This window comes from Rhodococcus sp. ACPA1, assembly GCF_002300195.1.
Lineage (GTDB): Bacteria > Actinomycetota > Actinomycetes > Mycobacteriales > Mycobacteriaceae > Rhodococcus_F > Rhodococcus_F opacus.
In genome coordinates, this window is the sequence record NZ_NSDX01000006.1 from 709,485 (window position 1) to 723,863 (window position 14,379).

Sequence of the window (14,379 nt, forward strand, 5' to 3'; positions counted from 1 at the left end):
GAGGGGGACTAGACTTGTCGTGGGAGGGGCGAGTTTCGCACAAGATGCGAGCCGGGTAGGAAGTGGTTCGTGATGAAGGTGACGGCGAAGGCCACCCGTTGCGGCGGCTGGTGGGTGGTGGAGGTTCCGGGAGTCGAGGCGGCTCTCACCCAAGCACGGCGGCTCGATCAGGTTTCTGCGATCGTGGCGGATGCCGTGCATCTCGTCGAGGATGTGCCGGTCGAGGACGTCGAGGTTGTCCTCGATTACGAGATCGGGGATTCAGCGGCGCTCATGGAGGCCAGAGCGGCCCACTTGCAGGTCGAGTCCGCCGCCCACGCGCAGGAATGTGCAGCGCGGGCCTCGCGGGCCGCGGTGGCGCATCTGCGCCGATCGGGTCTCTCGGTGCGTGATATCGGTGTCATCCTCGAGCTGAGCCCGCAACGGGTATCTCAGCTCGACCGAGCCGGCGCTCGTGCCTGATGACAGTGCGAGCGACGGGTGCATTCTCCGAGCCGTGATGTCGGTCTCCGAGTATGTTCCCGGTACTCGAGCTGTCGCTGAGGATTTCGATGTCCGACACCATCAGGATGTTCCTCGCCGGCGACGTGATGACCGGTAGGGGAGTCGACCAGATCCTCCCCTCTCCCGGCGACCCGGAGTTGCGGGAGCCTTGCGTCCGCGACGCCCGCGAGTACGTGGCGTTGGTGGAGAAGCGAAATGGTTCGATCCCCGGCCCCGTCGAGTTCGGCTGGCCGTGGGGCGAGGCGTTGCGCGTCCTCGACGCTGCGGAGCCCGACGCCCGCGTCATCAATCTCGAAACGACCGTCACCACGTGTGCCCGCTTCGCGTCCAAGGGAATCAACTACAGAATGCATCCGTCGAACGTAGGGGTGCTCACCGCTGCGCGGATCGACGTCTGCGTACTGGCGAACAATCACCTGCTCGACTTCGGTCCCGATGGGCTCGTGGAGACCGTCGACGTGCTGGCCCGCAGCGGCGTGCGGACCGTCGGAGCGGGGCGCACCGTGGCGCAAGCGTGGTGTCCCGTGGTCGTGGAGGCCGGGACGGGGCGCCGGCTGCTGATCTGGGCAGCAGGTATGTCGTCGAGCGGGGTCTCGCCGCACGGGGCGGCCCGCCGGGGCCGGCCTGGCGTCGCGTACCTGTCCGAAACCACCTGCGCCGAGGCGGACCGTGTGCTCGACCGGACGCGGGTGATACGGCGGAACACGGACGTGGTGGTGGTCTCTCTGCACTGGGGTTCGAACTGGGGATACGACGTGCCGGATGCGCATGTCGAGTTCGCGCATCGGCTCGTCGACGGTGGCGTCGACGTGGTCTTCGGGCACTCGTCTCATCACCCGCGGCCGGTCGAGATCTACCGAGGCCATCCGATCTTGTACGGCTGCGGCGACCTGATCAACGACTACGAGGGCATCGGAGGACACGAACGCTTCCGCGACGACCTGCGTCTGCTCTACCTGGTGACCCTCGACGCGCGCACCCACGAACTGCGCGAGCTGCGAATGGTGCCGATGAAATCCCGGCAGATGCGACTGCACAAAGCGTCGACCAGTGACACCGAATGGCTGCGGCGGGTTCTCGACGGGATCAGCCGCGGCTTCGGCACCCGCATCGATGCGGAGACCGACGAGTTCCTCGTCGCCCGGGCGGCGCGCGAGAACTAATGGCGCGACTCGTTCCGGGCGCGCCCGGGCACGAACGGTGCGACATCGTAGGTGTCCCACGACTGACCGACATGCAGGATCCATTCACGGATTCGGCCACAACCGATCCGGTGATCAAATGCGGTGAACGGGGCATTGCAGAGTTAGTACGCATCAAGCTCTCAACTGCGCGAATTGGTGAGGCTGCGGAATACCTGAGGATGTCGGTAGTTGGGGTGCGCAGGGCGGCATAGGAGGGGTGGTTGTCTTCTCGGCGTGCCGGTTCGGGTCACCGAATTTTTGACCGCCTGGACCCCGACGCTTATCTGGGCGGGCTGCATCGGAGTGTGCGGGAGTGACGCCGGAGAGGATGGAGGCATTGTATTGCCGGGTGTCGGGCTCGGCAGGGCGAGAGGTGTCGCTGCCGATCAGGAAAAGATTCTGGGGGAGAGCGCCACTGGTGGGTATACCTGGTCTGCCGGGATCGCGGTTCGGGTCTCGAGGGAGCAGCGGGTGGGGCGCGACTGGATGCTCGACTACGCGATCCATGGCCGGTTCACGTCGGTGCAGCAGGTGGTGGGGCGGGATCGGTTGGCCCGGTCCGTCGGTGGCGTGGATCGGGAGGTACGTGTCGGAGGTCGGCGTTACAGTCGGGTCCCGCGAGACAAGGGGTGGCAGACCGCTGATGAAAGATTTGATGGATGGCGTCAAGCCCGTTGCCAGCATCGTAGTCCGGCCGGTTCTATCAGCTGCGGTCGAAACAAGATCAACACCAGCTTCAGGGCAAAGCCGTCGCACGGTTGGGGAGGGGTAGCCGTTGAGCATCTCGGGGGATCGCAGGCCTTCGTCGAGCGTGGGTGCTCGCTGATCGTGAGTTGTGCCCAGCGTGACCGGGCGGGTTGCGACTGCGCCGCGGCAGTTCGCGTTCACCACCCGCCCATATATGGCGGTCGATGACGCGACAGGTGAGGCGATTGGCCTCGATGATGTCAATATCCGGGTGGGGTGGTTGCTCGACCTGATTGCCGCGGCCGGCGCTGAGTTGGTGTCGCGGTTGTGGCAGTCGGCGACGTTCGATGTGCTCGCCGCAGGCCGTGACCGCCAGGACCGCAAGCTGCCCGTGCAGGGTCATGTCGCCGCGGCCCGCCTCGGCTGGAACCCGAACTATCCGGACGGAATCTACGTGCCGTCGCGGGTCACGCGGGTGGTGACCGCGCAGGTGATGGCGACCCTGCGGACCCTGACACACCGGGACACCGCGATCACGGCACTGTCCGCTCGATTCGACCCGGCCACCGGGGCTGTGGCGCCGCCGACCGGACCGGCGGACTACGTGCCACCGGGTTTTGCTCGAGAAGTACGACGCCAGCTCATCGCCCACGCCCGCCGCACCGACGGGGCGCAGTCGACCCGATTGCGGATCACCGACGTGCAGGAACCGCCCCGGATGGCCGCGATGGCCCGACTGTCGGCTGTCGATCGGCAGCTCGCACAGATCGCCGTGACAGACCGTGAGCTGGCGTTGACGGTGAAGCTGCCGACCAGCCCGGCCCCGGCGGGGCGGGCGCAGTGGCGGCGGGTGCGGCTGACCGCCACCATCCCTAAGCACCTGCACGGCCGGGCGATCACCGACTGGCATCTACCGACTTTGGTCCTCGACCACCGGGGCTTGCTTTGGCGGTGCGCGGCGACCGAACTCGTCCCTTCAGGTGATCTGGATTCGGCCACCGTGGCGGTCGGGGTCGATTGGTCTCCGTCGACTCTAGGTGCCGCCGCCATTACCGTCGAAAACCCTGACGGGCTGTCCTCGGACTACCGAGGCTGGACCTACGACGACCGCGGCCTCGGAATCAAACTGGCGCGCCTGCAGGCCGAAGGGCAGATGCTGCACCGCAAAGCCGCCCGGTTGACACGACTAGCCGCCACCGCCCCACCGGAGGTCCGCGCCCAGCTGGAGGAGAGGATCGCAATCCTCGACGAGCATCGCACCGCGGTGGGTATCAAACCCGCGGCGCCACAGAGCGATACGGGTAGCCGTGACACACGTCTATCTCCAACGCCCGCCACACCAATGGCAGATAGTACGAGATCTACGTAGACGCTAGCCTTGGTGCGTTCTGCGCATACGAGCACACTACCCGGCTCCAACGAGACCCTGTGGCCGGCACCGCCTAGAATTCGGGTGCACAGTTCCGCAGACGCGGCAATTTCGAGCGCGGAGAGTGGCAATGCAAGCTGGAACGCTATTCGGCAAGTACCGGCTGGACCGTCCGCTGACGGTGGATGTGAGCGGCGAGGTCTGGGCGGCGTTCGACACCGTCACGTTCCGGCACGTCGTGGTGCGGGCACTGCCGCCGGACGCTTCCGAGGACGACGAATTCTGCGATCGGTTCGAACGGGAAGCCGGCATCGCGGCGCACATCCGGAACCCGCACGTGGTACCGATCCACGACTTCGGGCAGATCGGAAACCGACTCTTTCTCGCGACGCCGACGACCCAGGGCACTAACCTGCGGACGCTCCTCCAGTCCACCGGACCGATGGAGGTATCGCGCGCGGTCGGCGTCGTCGAGCAGCTGGCGTCGGCGCTGGAGGCAGTGCGCGCGGCCGGGCTGGTCGAGCAGGAAGTGTCCTCGGCGAACGTCGTCGTGCAGGACGGGGGACTGATCCAGCTCACCGACGTCGGGCTCCCCGTGATTCTCGGCGCCGCGTCGGGCGTCTACGGGCTGACCTGTGTGTTGTACGAGTGCCTCACCGGCGAGGTGTTCCCGACATCGGAGATCCCGACGCCGCCCGTCGGCATGGCCGCCGTCATCGCACGCGGAACGGCCGTCGACCCCGCGCGGCGCTATCGGTCGGCGGGCGAGCTGGCCGCTGCCGCTCGCGTCGCGGTGCCACCGCAACAGCCTGCCGCCGATCCCACTCCCGCGGACCCTGCGATCGCCCGGAACCGCCGTCTCGTGGCCGCGGGACTTGCGCTCGCCGCGATCATCGCGGTCGCGATTGTCGGTGGCGTGATCATCGGGTCGGGAGCGTCATCGCCACAGGTCGCCGTTCCTACGCCGTCGTCGAGCGCGGCCGGGCCGGCATCGCCGTCGTCGTCACCGACCGCCACGGCGAACCCGACCGCTGCCGATCAGGTGCCGCCGGTGCAAGCACCAGCACCGACTCAGGCGCCGGTGGCGGAGGCTCCCATTCAGGAGGAGGTCATACCGGCACCGGCACCGCAATCACCACCGCTAGTGCCGACACCCGCACCGCCTCCGGGAGCGTCCGCTCCGCAGGTGCTGCCGTGCTACCCGGGTTACGAGCACACCCCGCCCCCGGACGGTCCGTGTCTCCCGCCCGGCTCGCCACCGGCGAATGCGCCTGCACCGGCACCTGTGCCGGCCCCTGCGCCCGCGCCTGCCCCGCAGGTGCTGCCGTGCTATCCCGGTTACGAGCACACCCCGCCCCCGGACGGGCCGTGCTGGGCTCCCGCGGGCCCGTGAAGTCTCACCGACGATTGTCGGTGTCGATCCATGCGTCGTAGACCTCGCTGACAGCTGCAGCGATCGCTCGGCCGTGCAGTGTCCGCGCGGGTCGGGACTGTTCGATCTGGATTCCGCCGGCAGCGTCGATGGTCAGGCGGTTGACGAGGTTGGATGGAGATTCACCGCTATGTCGTTCTCCGGGTTCGGCGACCCGAACACAGATTCCGCTTCCGTCGAGTGCCTGCGCGATCGCGTTCCGGATGTCCGCCTTGCGCCGCGCGGGTGCGAGGCCGCCGATGAGGACGTCGTTTCCTCGGTAGCCGTGAAACGACAGCGCCCACTGGAATCGTCTCGCTGACAGGGTGCGCAGAAGCGGAAAGCTGTGCACGCTGAGATCGCTCGAAGAAATGTGCCATGAACGATATGCGTTGCCGACCGGTCGCCACCCTTTACACGCCCACAGCGTCGAATCGCGTGATCCGAGCGAAGCAACGACCTGTTCAGCCTGCTGATCCGTTCGGGTTTCGATGGCGCCACCGTGTGGTGCCAGGACCACGAGACGGTGATGTCGCCCGTCGTCTTCGAGCCGCTCGATGAACTCACCCTCTTTTTCGGCCTCTTCCTCGGTCATCGCCGGGGCGACGCACCGAAGGTCGAGAATCACCGTCTGTCCAGGCTCCGCGCCGAGCCGACGACAGCCCCCCTCCGTTATCCGGATGGTGTCGTTTTCTTCCGTATCGGCATTGGGGATCAGTGTGAACAGTGCGGTCGTTCCCCTGTGGTTCACACGAACCTGCTGACGCGGCTGGGCTCCGATTCGGGTCAGCATCCGCGGGTGAATCCCGATGCGTTCGCCGGCGGATGCGCTGGTGGAGCGATCGCGACTGACTGTGAGGCGCAACGTCATCGAGACCTGCTGAAACGGACGCTGTTCGAACACCTACTCAGGTTAGGCGAGAATCAGTGGCGGGTGCGGTCGAAACCGGCAGCCGCCACCGATCTCGGCGCGCGAATCCGGTGACTCGATGAGCCCCTTGTCGGCAGTCCTCGCGCGGCGAAGACTCGAATCCATGAGTAATAAAGCAGTGGTCAGTCTCACCACCGGTCTCGAGGACGCCGAGAAGGTGACGGTTGCGTTTCTGGTCGCGGTCGGCGCGGCGGAACAACAGCGCGAGACGCTGATGTTTCTCACAAAGGAAGCGGTACGGCTCGCGCTCGACGGCACGATTCAGGGCGTGGCCTGCGAAGGTTGTCCGCCCCTTCCCGATCTGGCGGCACGATTCGAGACCGCGGGCGGCATCTACATGGTGTGTCCGATCTGCTTCGAGGCCAAGCACCTCGACAAGGACGCACTGGTATCCAATGCCGAACTCGCCGGGACGGTACCGATGTGGAAGTGGATCGGCGACGAAGGGGCGGTCACCTTCAGCTACTGACCGGCGGAACGAGCGGGACCCGGGGCCAGTTACACTGCGCGCGAATGTAATCGAGTCGATCAGGGACCACGGGGGGCGGGACTGGCAGTGACCGATCGCTACGTACTCGTCGACACCGACACCGGCATCGACGATGCCCTTGCCATGCTCACCATTGCACAGCACTCCGGAACCGAGATCGTGGGTGTGGGAACAGCGTTCGGGAACTGCACCGAACAGCAGGCCGCGCGGAACGCCCTCACCGTTCTGTCCGTCGCCGGCCTACGCGATGTTCCGGTGTGCATCGGACAACCACGTCCCGGGCCACCACCTGCCGCCGATTCGCCACACGGACTCGACGGACTCGGCGACCGCGGATATCGGCCACCACCGGGCGTGGGTCCGGCGCCCGAGTCCGCCGTCGACCAACTGCTCCGCGTTGCCGAGGACCGGCCCGGGGCGGTAGACCTGCTGTGCCTGGGTCCGCTGGCCAATATCGCCGCCGCCGTCATGCGCGACCCGCGGGTCCTGACCCGCTACCGTTCGGTCACCATCATGGGCGGCATGGGACCTGCCTCCCGTAAAGGTGTCGAGGCCGCAGTACAACCACAGTTTCTCGAGAAAGGCGACACCAACACCAACCACGATCCAGTCGCGGCTACGGTGGTTGCTGCAGCGCCTGGGCAGATTACGTGGGTGGGAATGAATGTCACCGGCCGACTTCGATTGGCCTGGGCCGATCTCGTTGCTCGTTCGGCGGTGGGAAGGACGGCGACCTTCGTCCGCGACATCACCGAGGACTATCACCAATACTGCACCAGCACATATCGCGTCGAGGACCCGATCTACACCGCACACGATTCCGTCGCAGCCGCTGTGATGCTCGACCCCACGGTCGTGCTGTCCGCCGCCGACGCTCGACCCCGGGTGCTCCACGAGGACGGCCGGGCCGCCGTGTGGGGCGTCACTCCGGTACGGGGGCCGGCACACCGATTCGTGACCGACCTCGATTACCGTTCGATCAGGGCGCGGATCGCCACCACGCTCGATGCTGATATTCCCCGATCGGGTTCGGCCGGCTAGCAGTGCCCGTTCGTCATCGGTCGGTATTCGACACGGCGTCGACGCCCTTCATACGAAGGCGTCGAGCAGATGCAGTTCCTCCGCCACGATCAGATCGACCTCTTCACTGGTCAGACCGGACAACAGATGTGCCGCCAACATCGCTCTCACCTCCTCATGTGCTCCTACTGATACGTCGAATCGGCGATCGCGATATCGACAAGCGGAACACATTTTCGGTAGGTAATTTTCGGCTTCGACCGCAGGATCCCGCTCTCGTCCGAAGTGGTGTGGGAAACGTTCGCTGAAGCGACTACTCACCGTCGACCGGAAATGCATCCGCACCCGGTGCGGACGGATCGAACGGTGGCGGGTCGGCCGGATCGAATCCACCCCGCACCGTCGAGCAGGTTGCCCCCGGTTCCGGGTAGGTGTTCGGGTTTTGTCGCAAGGCCGCGAGGAAGTCGGAGATCCGGCGGTCGTGGACGTCGTCGAGTTTCAGTTGGTGACCCCACGACTGCAGGGACACCGCCGAATCGAGACCGGGGTACGGCGACATCAGGGTGTACGGCTGGCCGTCGACGTTCTCTGCCAGCGCCGCGACGTCGTCGTCGTCCAGCCGGTCCGGGTCGTAGGTCACCCACACGGCGCCGTGTTCGAGGGAGTGCACGGCGTTCTCGCTGCGGATCGCTTCGGGATAGACAATGCCCGTGCACGTTGCCCAGTACTGGTCGTGTGCGCCACCGAACGGGGGACTCTGGTCGTAAGCCACTCGTTGCGGTGCCTGCACATGGGCGGCGGGCGGATAGTCGATGATGACGATCCCTTCGATCCCCAGTGACGGGTCAGGATTGTCCGCGCTCGGCGAGAAGTCGTGGGCCTTGCGGCCCTCGTCGGCTCCGGAGGTCAGCGCGTAGGCGCCAACGGCGACCGCTGCCACGACGACCACCACGGCGGCGAGCAGCAGCCAGGGCAGGCGACGCCGCAGTCCTGGGGACGGTCGAGATTTCGGGTCCGCGCTGCGGTCGTTCGTCATTGCCGATCCTTCGTCTCACCGGGCGCCCTGACCGCGCATCCCCATCTGCGAAGCATGGTAGTAGACGTGAGGTAGCGCCCCGTTCCTCGACGATGCCGGCGATCTACCGCCGGGCCATTGCTGCGATTCGCAGATCGCGGGTACGAGCCTGGTGCGCGATCATCAGGATCCGCGCCTTTTCGGCGTCGCCGCTCTGCACGGCGGTCAGGATCTCGCGGTGCTCCGTTTCGATCTGCTGCAGATTGGAGGAGGCCTGTGCTTCCTCCGCGTCGTAGACCCGCAACTGAGCGTCGAGTCGGTCCATCAGCTGTGCGATGGTCTGATTGTGAGCCGCGCTGCGAAGCGCGCTGTGCCATTCGTTGTGTAGCGCCAGGCTTGTCGAGGGATCGGGTGATTCGGTCGCCTGCTCGAACAACCGGCTCAACCGCGCCAGGTCCAGTTCGGTGTGGCGTGTCGCGGCGGAGTAGGCGATCGCGGACTCGAGTGCGATCCGTGCCTCGCAGATCTCGAGTACCTCCTCGGGGGTGCGCTCGCGCACCCGGTACCCACGCGGCGCCTGGACCACCAGGCCCTCGTATTCGAGTCGCTGCAACGCTTCCCGGACCGGTGTGCGGGACAGTCCCAACTCCGCGCCGATGGTCGCCGGTATCAACATCGTCCCGGGCCGGTCGGCGCCGCCGGTGATCCGCTCACGCAGCTGTTTGTACGCCGATGATTCTCTCTCCACCGAGTTCCCCTGTCCGGGCACGAACGCCATGCCACGAAGCAAGCCTTACCAGAGGCGAGCAACCGAAGTAAAGAGTTTGAATCCATGTGTATACAGATGCAGACAGAGATGTGCAGTCGTTCGTAGGCTCCTCCGCGTCAGCACAAGGAGAAGCCATGAATATCCACTCAGCACGGCGAGTCCGTGGCCGGGAATCAGCAGCCGCCGGATCGGACGTCGTCGGGAATGTCTGAGACGCAACTTGCCGCACCGCGCCCCACCCGGGCAGAGCCGACGGGGGAGGATCGTCGTCGGCCGCGGCGTGCCGCCACGCGACACCGACTTCAACCGTCGGTGTTGCTGCCGTGGGTGGTGCCCGTCCTCGTGATCCTCGGCTGGCAGTGGGCGTCCTCGACCGGGGCGATCTCACCCTCCATCCTGCCTCCGCCCAGCAAGGTCCTGGCCACGGCAGAGCAGTTGTGGACCGCCGGAGAGCTGCAGCGACACCTGACGGTGAGCCTGCGCCGAATTCTGATCGGGTTCACCCTCGGTGCCTCGATCGGACTGGTGCTCGGCTTCGTCGTCGGGCTCTCGAGAATCGCCGAGGGGCTGGTGGACCGCACCCTGCAGATGCTGCGTGCGCTTCCGCACCTCGCCCTGGTCCCGCTTCTGATCGCGGCGTTCGGTATCGGTGAACTCCCGAAGGTCGTGCTCGTCACGCTGGGTGTGATCTTTCCGGTGTACCTCAACACGGTCGCAGGAATTCGCACCGTCGACCCGAAACTCGTTCAGCTCGGCGAGTCCTATGGGCTCGGTCGCGGCGCCCGAATTCGCGACATCATCGTTCCCGGAGCCATGCCGATGATTCTCACCGGCATCCGATATGCACTCGGCGTCGCCTGGTTGACGCTGGTGATCGCCGAGACGATTGCCACCAGTGAGGGCATCGGATTCCTCGCTCAGAACGGCCGGGACATGCTGCGCAACGACCGCATCGTTCTCGCGATCCTGCTGTACGCCGTCGCCGGACTGCTCGCCGACCAGATCACCCGGCTGATCGAGGCCCGTGTCCTGCGCTGGAACCCCCACTACCAGGGAGGAAATCGCTGATGCCTGCAACCAACCTCGTCGGCCTCGATCTGGTCGGCATCGGCCACCGATACCGTGACAAGACCGTTCTGCACGATGTCGACCTGACCGTCGAGCCCGGTGAGTTCGTCTCGTTCCTCGGCCCCAGCGGGGTCGGCAAGTCCACACTTCTGCGGATCATCGCCGGGCTCGAACAACCGACGCACGGCGTCGTCGAAACCACCGGCGGCACCTCGGGCGGCACGATGTCGCGGATGATGTTCCAGGAGGATCGTCTGCTTCCGTGGCGGAACGTCCTGGACAACGTGCAGCTCGGAACTCGGCACCAACGCGAGCGCGCACTCGAGCTGCTGCACGATGTAGGTCTGTCGGGGCGTGAGAAAGACTGGCCGTCAGAACTTTCCGGAGGGCAGCGTCAACGGGTTGCGCTGGCACGGGCGTTGCTGCACCGGCCTCATGTCCTCTTGCTCGACGAACCGTTCGGTGCCCTGGACGCGATCACCCGCGTGGCCATGCAGCAACTTCTCGAACGCGTCCTCGCCGAGCAACCGAGGACGGTTCTGCTCGTGACCCACGACGTGGAAGAGGCGCTCGCACTCTCCGACCGGGTGCTGCTCCTCACCGAACAGGGCATCACCCGCGATCTGAGGATCCCGCACGCCCGGCCACGACACCGCGGAGACGCCCAACTCGCGGCCTGGAAGGAGGAGTTGCTCGACGGACTCCTCCAGGCAGACACCGCCCTCTCCTCCCGCTAGCCCCAGTTCCCGAGTCCCACTTCCCTGGTCCCATTGGAAAGGCCCTCACCCCATGTCACCCCGCGTCACTTCACAACCCCGCGCCCTCGATCGGCGAGGATTCCTCAGGGCCGCCGGCGCCGGAGTCCTGGGCCTGTCGGCCCTCTCGTTGACCGGCTGCGGTGCGTCGGCATCCGGCGCAGCGGGCGGCCCGCTGACCGAGGTGCGATACGCATTGATCGGCGACGGGAAGGCCGAGCCCGGCACGATCCTGCGCAACAGCCTGGGCGGATTCGACCTCACCAAGGACCTGGGGGTCCCCGTGCAGTGGCCGTCGGGTTTCCCGGCTTCGCTCCCGGTGATGGAGGCCGTCAAATCGGGAAGTGTCGACTTCTCCTTCGCCACCGCCACCGCGGTGATCTACGCCATCGGCGGTGGTGTGCCGATCGTCCCGCTGGTCGCCTATCCACTTCCCGCCGACGAGGTCGACATCCTGGTGCCGCGGGGATCGGACATCAGGTCGGGTGCAGATCTGCGAGGGCGCAAAGTCGCGGATCATCGCGGCACCACCGGAACATACAGCCTGGTGAAGTATCTGGAATCGGTCGGCCTCACACTCGAAGACATCGAGTACGTCAATCTTCCTGCCGCAGATGCGGAGGCTGCCTTCGCGGAGGGCAAGGTCGACGCGTGGATCAGTTGGCAGCCCACCATCGAGTTGGCCAAGCGGAAACACAACGCGGTCGCGCTTCCCGATGTGAAGACGTACGACTACGCCTTCTTCGTCGCGAGTGAGGACTTCGCATTCAACCACCCGGATGCCGCCGCCACACTCGTCCGGAACGTGCGCGATGCGCAGCGCTGGATCGACGGCAACCCCGAGGTGGCGGTCTCCGCTTTCGCGGAACTGGGTGGTTTCGGGAACAGCGATCTCGAGGAGCAGGTATATCTCGACCTGGTGAAGGCGAGACGTCTGTCCTATTCCGGTGCAGGAGAATTCACTGCGGTGGATGCAGCGGCGATCAACGGAACCCAGGACCTCGCGGACAACTTCCACGACCTCGGCGTGTACCCGGACCGAGTCGACGTGACAACCTGGTTGCAGGACTCGCGTTTCGACTCGATCAAGTCAGTTGTCAACCAGGCCCTCGCGAAGTAGGTGTCACCGCACATGTCTCCCTCTCGTATGCATCTGGCCGCCTTCGTCACCGCGGGCCCGGGTCGGCCCGGCGGCTGGCGGTACCCGGGATCGGTTCCCGGCTGGCTCAGCGCCGGCTACTACCAGAACATCGCTCGCACCCTCGAGGACGCTCGTTTCGATCTCGCGTTCTTCGCCGACATCCTCTCGGTGCCCGACCGCTTCGGCGGAAGCCCCGATTCCCAGCTACGCAACGGCGCACTCGGTTCGATGCGACTCGACCCGCTTCACGTGCTGTCGTCGATGGGTGCGGTCACGTCGCACCTCGGCCTCGCCGCCACGGTCTCCACCACGTACGCGCAACCGTTCACCGTCGCCCGGTCCTTCGCGACCCTGGACCACCTGACCGAGGGGCGTGCGGCATGGAATGTGGTGACCTCATTCCAAGAGTCGGAGGCGCGAAACTTCAACCGGGACGAGCAGTTTCCCCGTGAACAGCGATACGAGCGGGCCGACGAGTTCCTGGAGGCCGCGGGAAAGCTCTGGGACAGCTGGGAGGACGACGCGCTTGTCCTCGATACCGAACAGCCGTTGTTCGCCGATCCGGATCGAGTGCACCCGATCCGTCACAAGGGTGACTGGTTCACCGTGCAGGGGCCGCTCAACGTCCCCAGGCCGCCGCAGGGCTACCCCGTGGTGATCCAGGCCGGCGCGTCCGCCAAGGGCAAGGACTTCGCGGCACGGTGGTCCGACGTGATCTTCTGCAGCCACGCGTCCCTCGAATCCGCGCAGGACTTCTACAAGGAGATCAAAGAACGGGCCACCGCTCACGGCCGCGACCCCGAGGCTGTGAAGATCCTCCCGTCCATCGCGCCCGTCGTCGGGGCCACGACGGCGATAGCGCAGCAGACATTCGAAGAACTCTTCGACCTCGTACCGCCCCTCGGTGGATTGTCCACACTCGCGTACCACTTGGACGTGGACCTGTCGACGTTCCCACTCGACGAGCGACTCCCGGACGTCGAGGTTCCCGGCGTCGAAGGCCACTACCAGGAGGTCAGGGAGATGACCGAGCGGGAGGGGCTGACTCTGCGCGAGCTCGGGAAGCGCTACGGCGGTCGTGTCGAAGGTGGATTCATCGGCACTGCAACAGAAGTCGCCGACGGACTGCAGGAATGGTTCGGACAGGGAGCCTGCGACGGATTCATGGTGCAGGCGCCGTATCAACCGGGAGGGTTCGAGGACTTCACCCGCCACGTGGTTCCGGAGTTGCAGAAGCGAGGACTGTTCCGCAAGGAGTACGAGGGGAGCACCCTGCGCGAGAACCTCGGGCTACCCCGAGTACAGAGCGGGGAGTGGGCCAACCGGGTGCGTCGAGCCGCCGAGGCCGCACAGTGACTTCCGACGTCGCGGAGGTGTCCGGGCACACGGTGTCCGGGGTGCCGGGACGATTCATCCTCGATGCCCGCGAGAACCACCTCGTCTCGGATTCGCGGTTCGGGCCGGCCGAGGCCGTCCAGGCCGGCGAACTGCTCCTGGCAGCGATCGTTTCGTGCGCAATGGCGAACATTCAGTCCAACGCCGAGGCCGACGAGATCGGGGTCGAGCACATCGAGGTACACGCATCTCATCGACGGGGGGCGGCCGACCCGACTCGCTACGACTTCACCGAAGTGCGCATCGAGATTCACGGGGTGGACCAGCCGACGGCCGACTCACTGGCCGCGAAGTTCGCGGCGTCCTGTCCGATCTACAACACCATCAGGCGGGGAAGTGGAATCGCGTTGACCGTCACTGCCCACTCGGATGGCGCGGGAGGTTCAGAGTGACGGGCGTGGGCGGGAGATCGCGGTGTCGATCACGGCGAAGATGTCGCGCTGGGGAACCGTGTCGCCCACGCCGGCCGTCTGAGCTGCCTCGATCAGATCATCGGTGAGACTGTCGAACAACAGTGCCGTGCGGGGGTCGGTCCGGTGGCCGGGACTGTCGAAGACGCGCAGCGCATCGACCGCGTCGCGGTACCTGCCGAGCCGCTCGGGCGCCGCGCTCACCTGCATCGCTTGCACGTTCATCGTGC

The 14,379-nt window shown here is 66.0% G+C and carries 15 protein-coding genes and 1 pseudogene; 12 read left to right on the forward strand and 4 right to left on the reverse strand.

Annotated elements, in window-relative coordinates:
- Positions 1–72: 72 nt before the first annotated feature.
- The 4 genes and pseudogenes from CJ177_RS32705 to CJ177_RS32725 all read left to right on the forward strand — a co-directional run bounded on the left by CJ177_RS32705 (position 73) and on the right by CJ177_RS32725 (position 5,137).
- Positions 73–462 carry a hypothetical protein gene (locus tag CJ177_RS32705; protein ID WP_005246656.1) on the forward strand — a complete coding sequence of 130 codons (390 nt, stop codon included), beginning with the start codon at positions 73–75 and terminating at the stop codon, positions 460–462.
- An 89-nt stretch (positions 463–551) separates the two neighbouring features.
- Complete coding sequence (locus tag CJ177_RS32710) at positions 552–1,667, forward strand: CapA family protein (protein WP_005246654.1); 1,116 nt, start codon at positions 552–554, stop codon at positions 1,665–1,667.
- An 865-nt stretch (positions 1,668–2,532) separates the two neighbouring features.
- A pseudogene (locus CJ177_RS32720) lies at positions 2,533–3,651 on the forward strand (transposase); the annotation flags it as partial.
- Positions 3,652–3,874: 223 nt separating this feature from the next.
- The gene (locus CJ177_RS32725) at positions 3,875–5,137 is read left to right on the forward strand and encodes a serine/threonine-protein kinase (RefSeq protein ID WP_061041790.1); all 1,263 of its coding nucleotides are present in this window, start codon (positions 3,875–3,877) and stop codon (positions 5,135–5,137) included.
- 4 nt (positions 5,138–5,141) lie between these two features.
- On the opposite strand, the gene CJ177_RS32730 is transcribed toward CJ177_RS32725, so the two are convergent.
- Complete coding sequence (locus CJ177_RS32730; RefSeq protein ID WP_226955790.1) at positions 5,142–5,750, reverse strand: poly-gamma-glutamate hydrolase family protein; 609 nt, start codon at positions 5,748–5,750, stop codon at positions 5,142–5,144.
- Between CJ177_RS32730 and CJ177_RS48585 the strand changes: the two genes are divergently transcribed.
- From CJ177_RS48585 to CJ177_RS32740, 3 genes are all read left to right on the forward strand, one after another.
- On the forward strand, positions 5,685–6,140 hold the full coding sequence (locus CJ177_RS48585) for a hypothetical protein (protein ID WP_257014790.1): 456 nt from the start codon (positions 5,685–5,687) through the stop codon (positions 6,138–6,140). The genes CJ177_RS32730 and CJ177_RS48585 overlap by 66 nt on opposite strands.
- A 49-nt stretch (positions 6,141–6,189) precedes the next feature.
- Positions 6,190–6,555 carry a peroxiredoxin gene (locus CJ177_RS32735; RefSeq protein WP_037233968.1) on the forward strand — a complete coding sequence of 122 codons (366 nt, stop codon included), beginning with the start codon at positions 6,190–6,192 and terminating at the stop codon, positions 6,553–6,555.
- An 87-nt stretch (positions 6,556–6,642) separates the two neighbouring features.
- The gene (locus CJ177_RS32740; protein WP_095869512.1) at positions 6,643–7,617 is read left to right on the forward strand and encodes a nucleoside hydrolase; all 975 of its coding nucleotides are present in this window, start codon (positions 6,643–6,645) and stop codon (positions 7,615–7,617) included.
- 292 nt (positions 7,618–7,909) lie between these two features.
- Here the strand turns inward: CJ177_RS32740 and CJ177_RS32745 are convergent, their stop codons facing one another.
- Both CJ177_RS32745 and CJ177_RS32750 read right to left on the reverse strand, forming a co-directional pair.
- Complete coding sequence (locus tag CJ177_RS32745; protein WP_005246635.1) at positions 7,910–8,632, reverse strand: DUF3105 domain-containing protein; 723 nt, start codon at positions 8,630–8,632, stop codon at positions 7,910–7,912.
- 103 nt (positions 8,633–8,735) lie between these two features.
- Positions 8,736–9,359, reverse strand: coding sequence for a GntR family transcriptional regulator (locus CJ177_RS32750; RefSeq protein WP_257014779.1), 624 nt, complete (start codon positions 9,357–9,359; stop codon positions 8,736–8,738).
- 225 nt (positions 9,360–9,584) lie between these two features.
- On the opposite strand from CJ177_RS32750, the gene CJ177_RS32755 reads away from it, so the two are divergent.
- The 5 genes from CJ177_RS32755 to CJ177_RS32775 are packed head-to-tail and all read left to right on the forward strand — an operon-like array spanning position 9,585 to position 14,131.
- On the forward strand, positions 9,585–10,448 hold the full coding sequence (locus CJ177_RS32755) for an ABC transporter permease subunit (RefSeq protein WP_082764478.1): 864 nt from the start codon (positions 9,585–9,587) through the stop codon (positions 10,446–10,448).
- A complete protein-coding gene (locus CJ177_RS32760) occupies positions 10,448–11,185 on the forward strand; it encodes an ABC transporter ATP-binding protein (RefSeq protein WP_025432639.1) in 738 nt (245 codons plus the stop codon). The genes CJ177_RS32755 and CJ177_RS32760 overlap by 1 nt, the downstream gene beginning before the upstream one ends.
- A 52-nt stretch (positions 11,186–11,237) precedes the next feature.
- On the forward strand, positions 11,238–12,323 hold the full coding sequence (locus CJ177_RS32765) for an NrtA/SsuA/CpmA family ABC transporter substrate-binding protein (RefSeq protein ID WP_095869514.1): 1,086 nt from the start codon (positions 11,238–11,240) through the stop codon (positions 12,321–12,323).
- 12 nt (positions 12,324–12,335) lie between these two features.
- The gene (locus tag CJ177_RS32770) at positions 12,336–13,700 is read left to right on the forward strand and encodes an LLM class flavin-dependent oxidoreductase (RefSeq protein WP_061041784.1); all 1,365 of its coding nucleotides are present in this window, start codon (positions 12,336–12,338) and stop codon (positions 13,698–13,700) included.
- Positions 13,697–14,131 (forward strand): OsmC family protein, encoded by a 435-nt coding sequence (locus tag CJ177_RS32775; protein WP_061041783.1) that lies wholly within the window; start codon positions 13,697–13,699, stop codon positions 14,129–14,131. Before CJ177_RS32770 ends, CJ177_RS32775 begins: the two co-directional genes overlap by 4 nt.
- Here CJ177_RS32775 and CJ177_RS32780 read toward each other — a convergent pair.
- Positions 14,123–14,374, reverse strand: coding sequence for a hypothetical protein (locus CJ177_RS32780; protein ID WP_061041782.1), 252 nt, complete (start codon positions 14,372–14,374; stop codon positions 14,123–14,125). The two genes, CJ177_RS32775 and CJ177_RS32780, sit on opposite strands and share 9 nt — an antisense overlap.
- Positions 14,375–14,379: the final 5 nt, after the last annotated feature.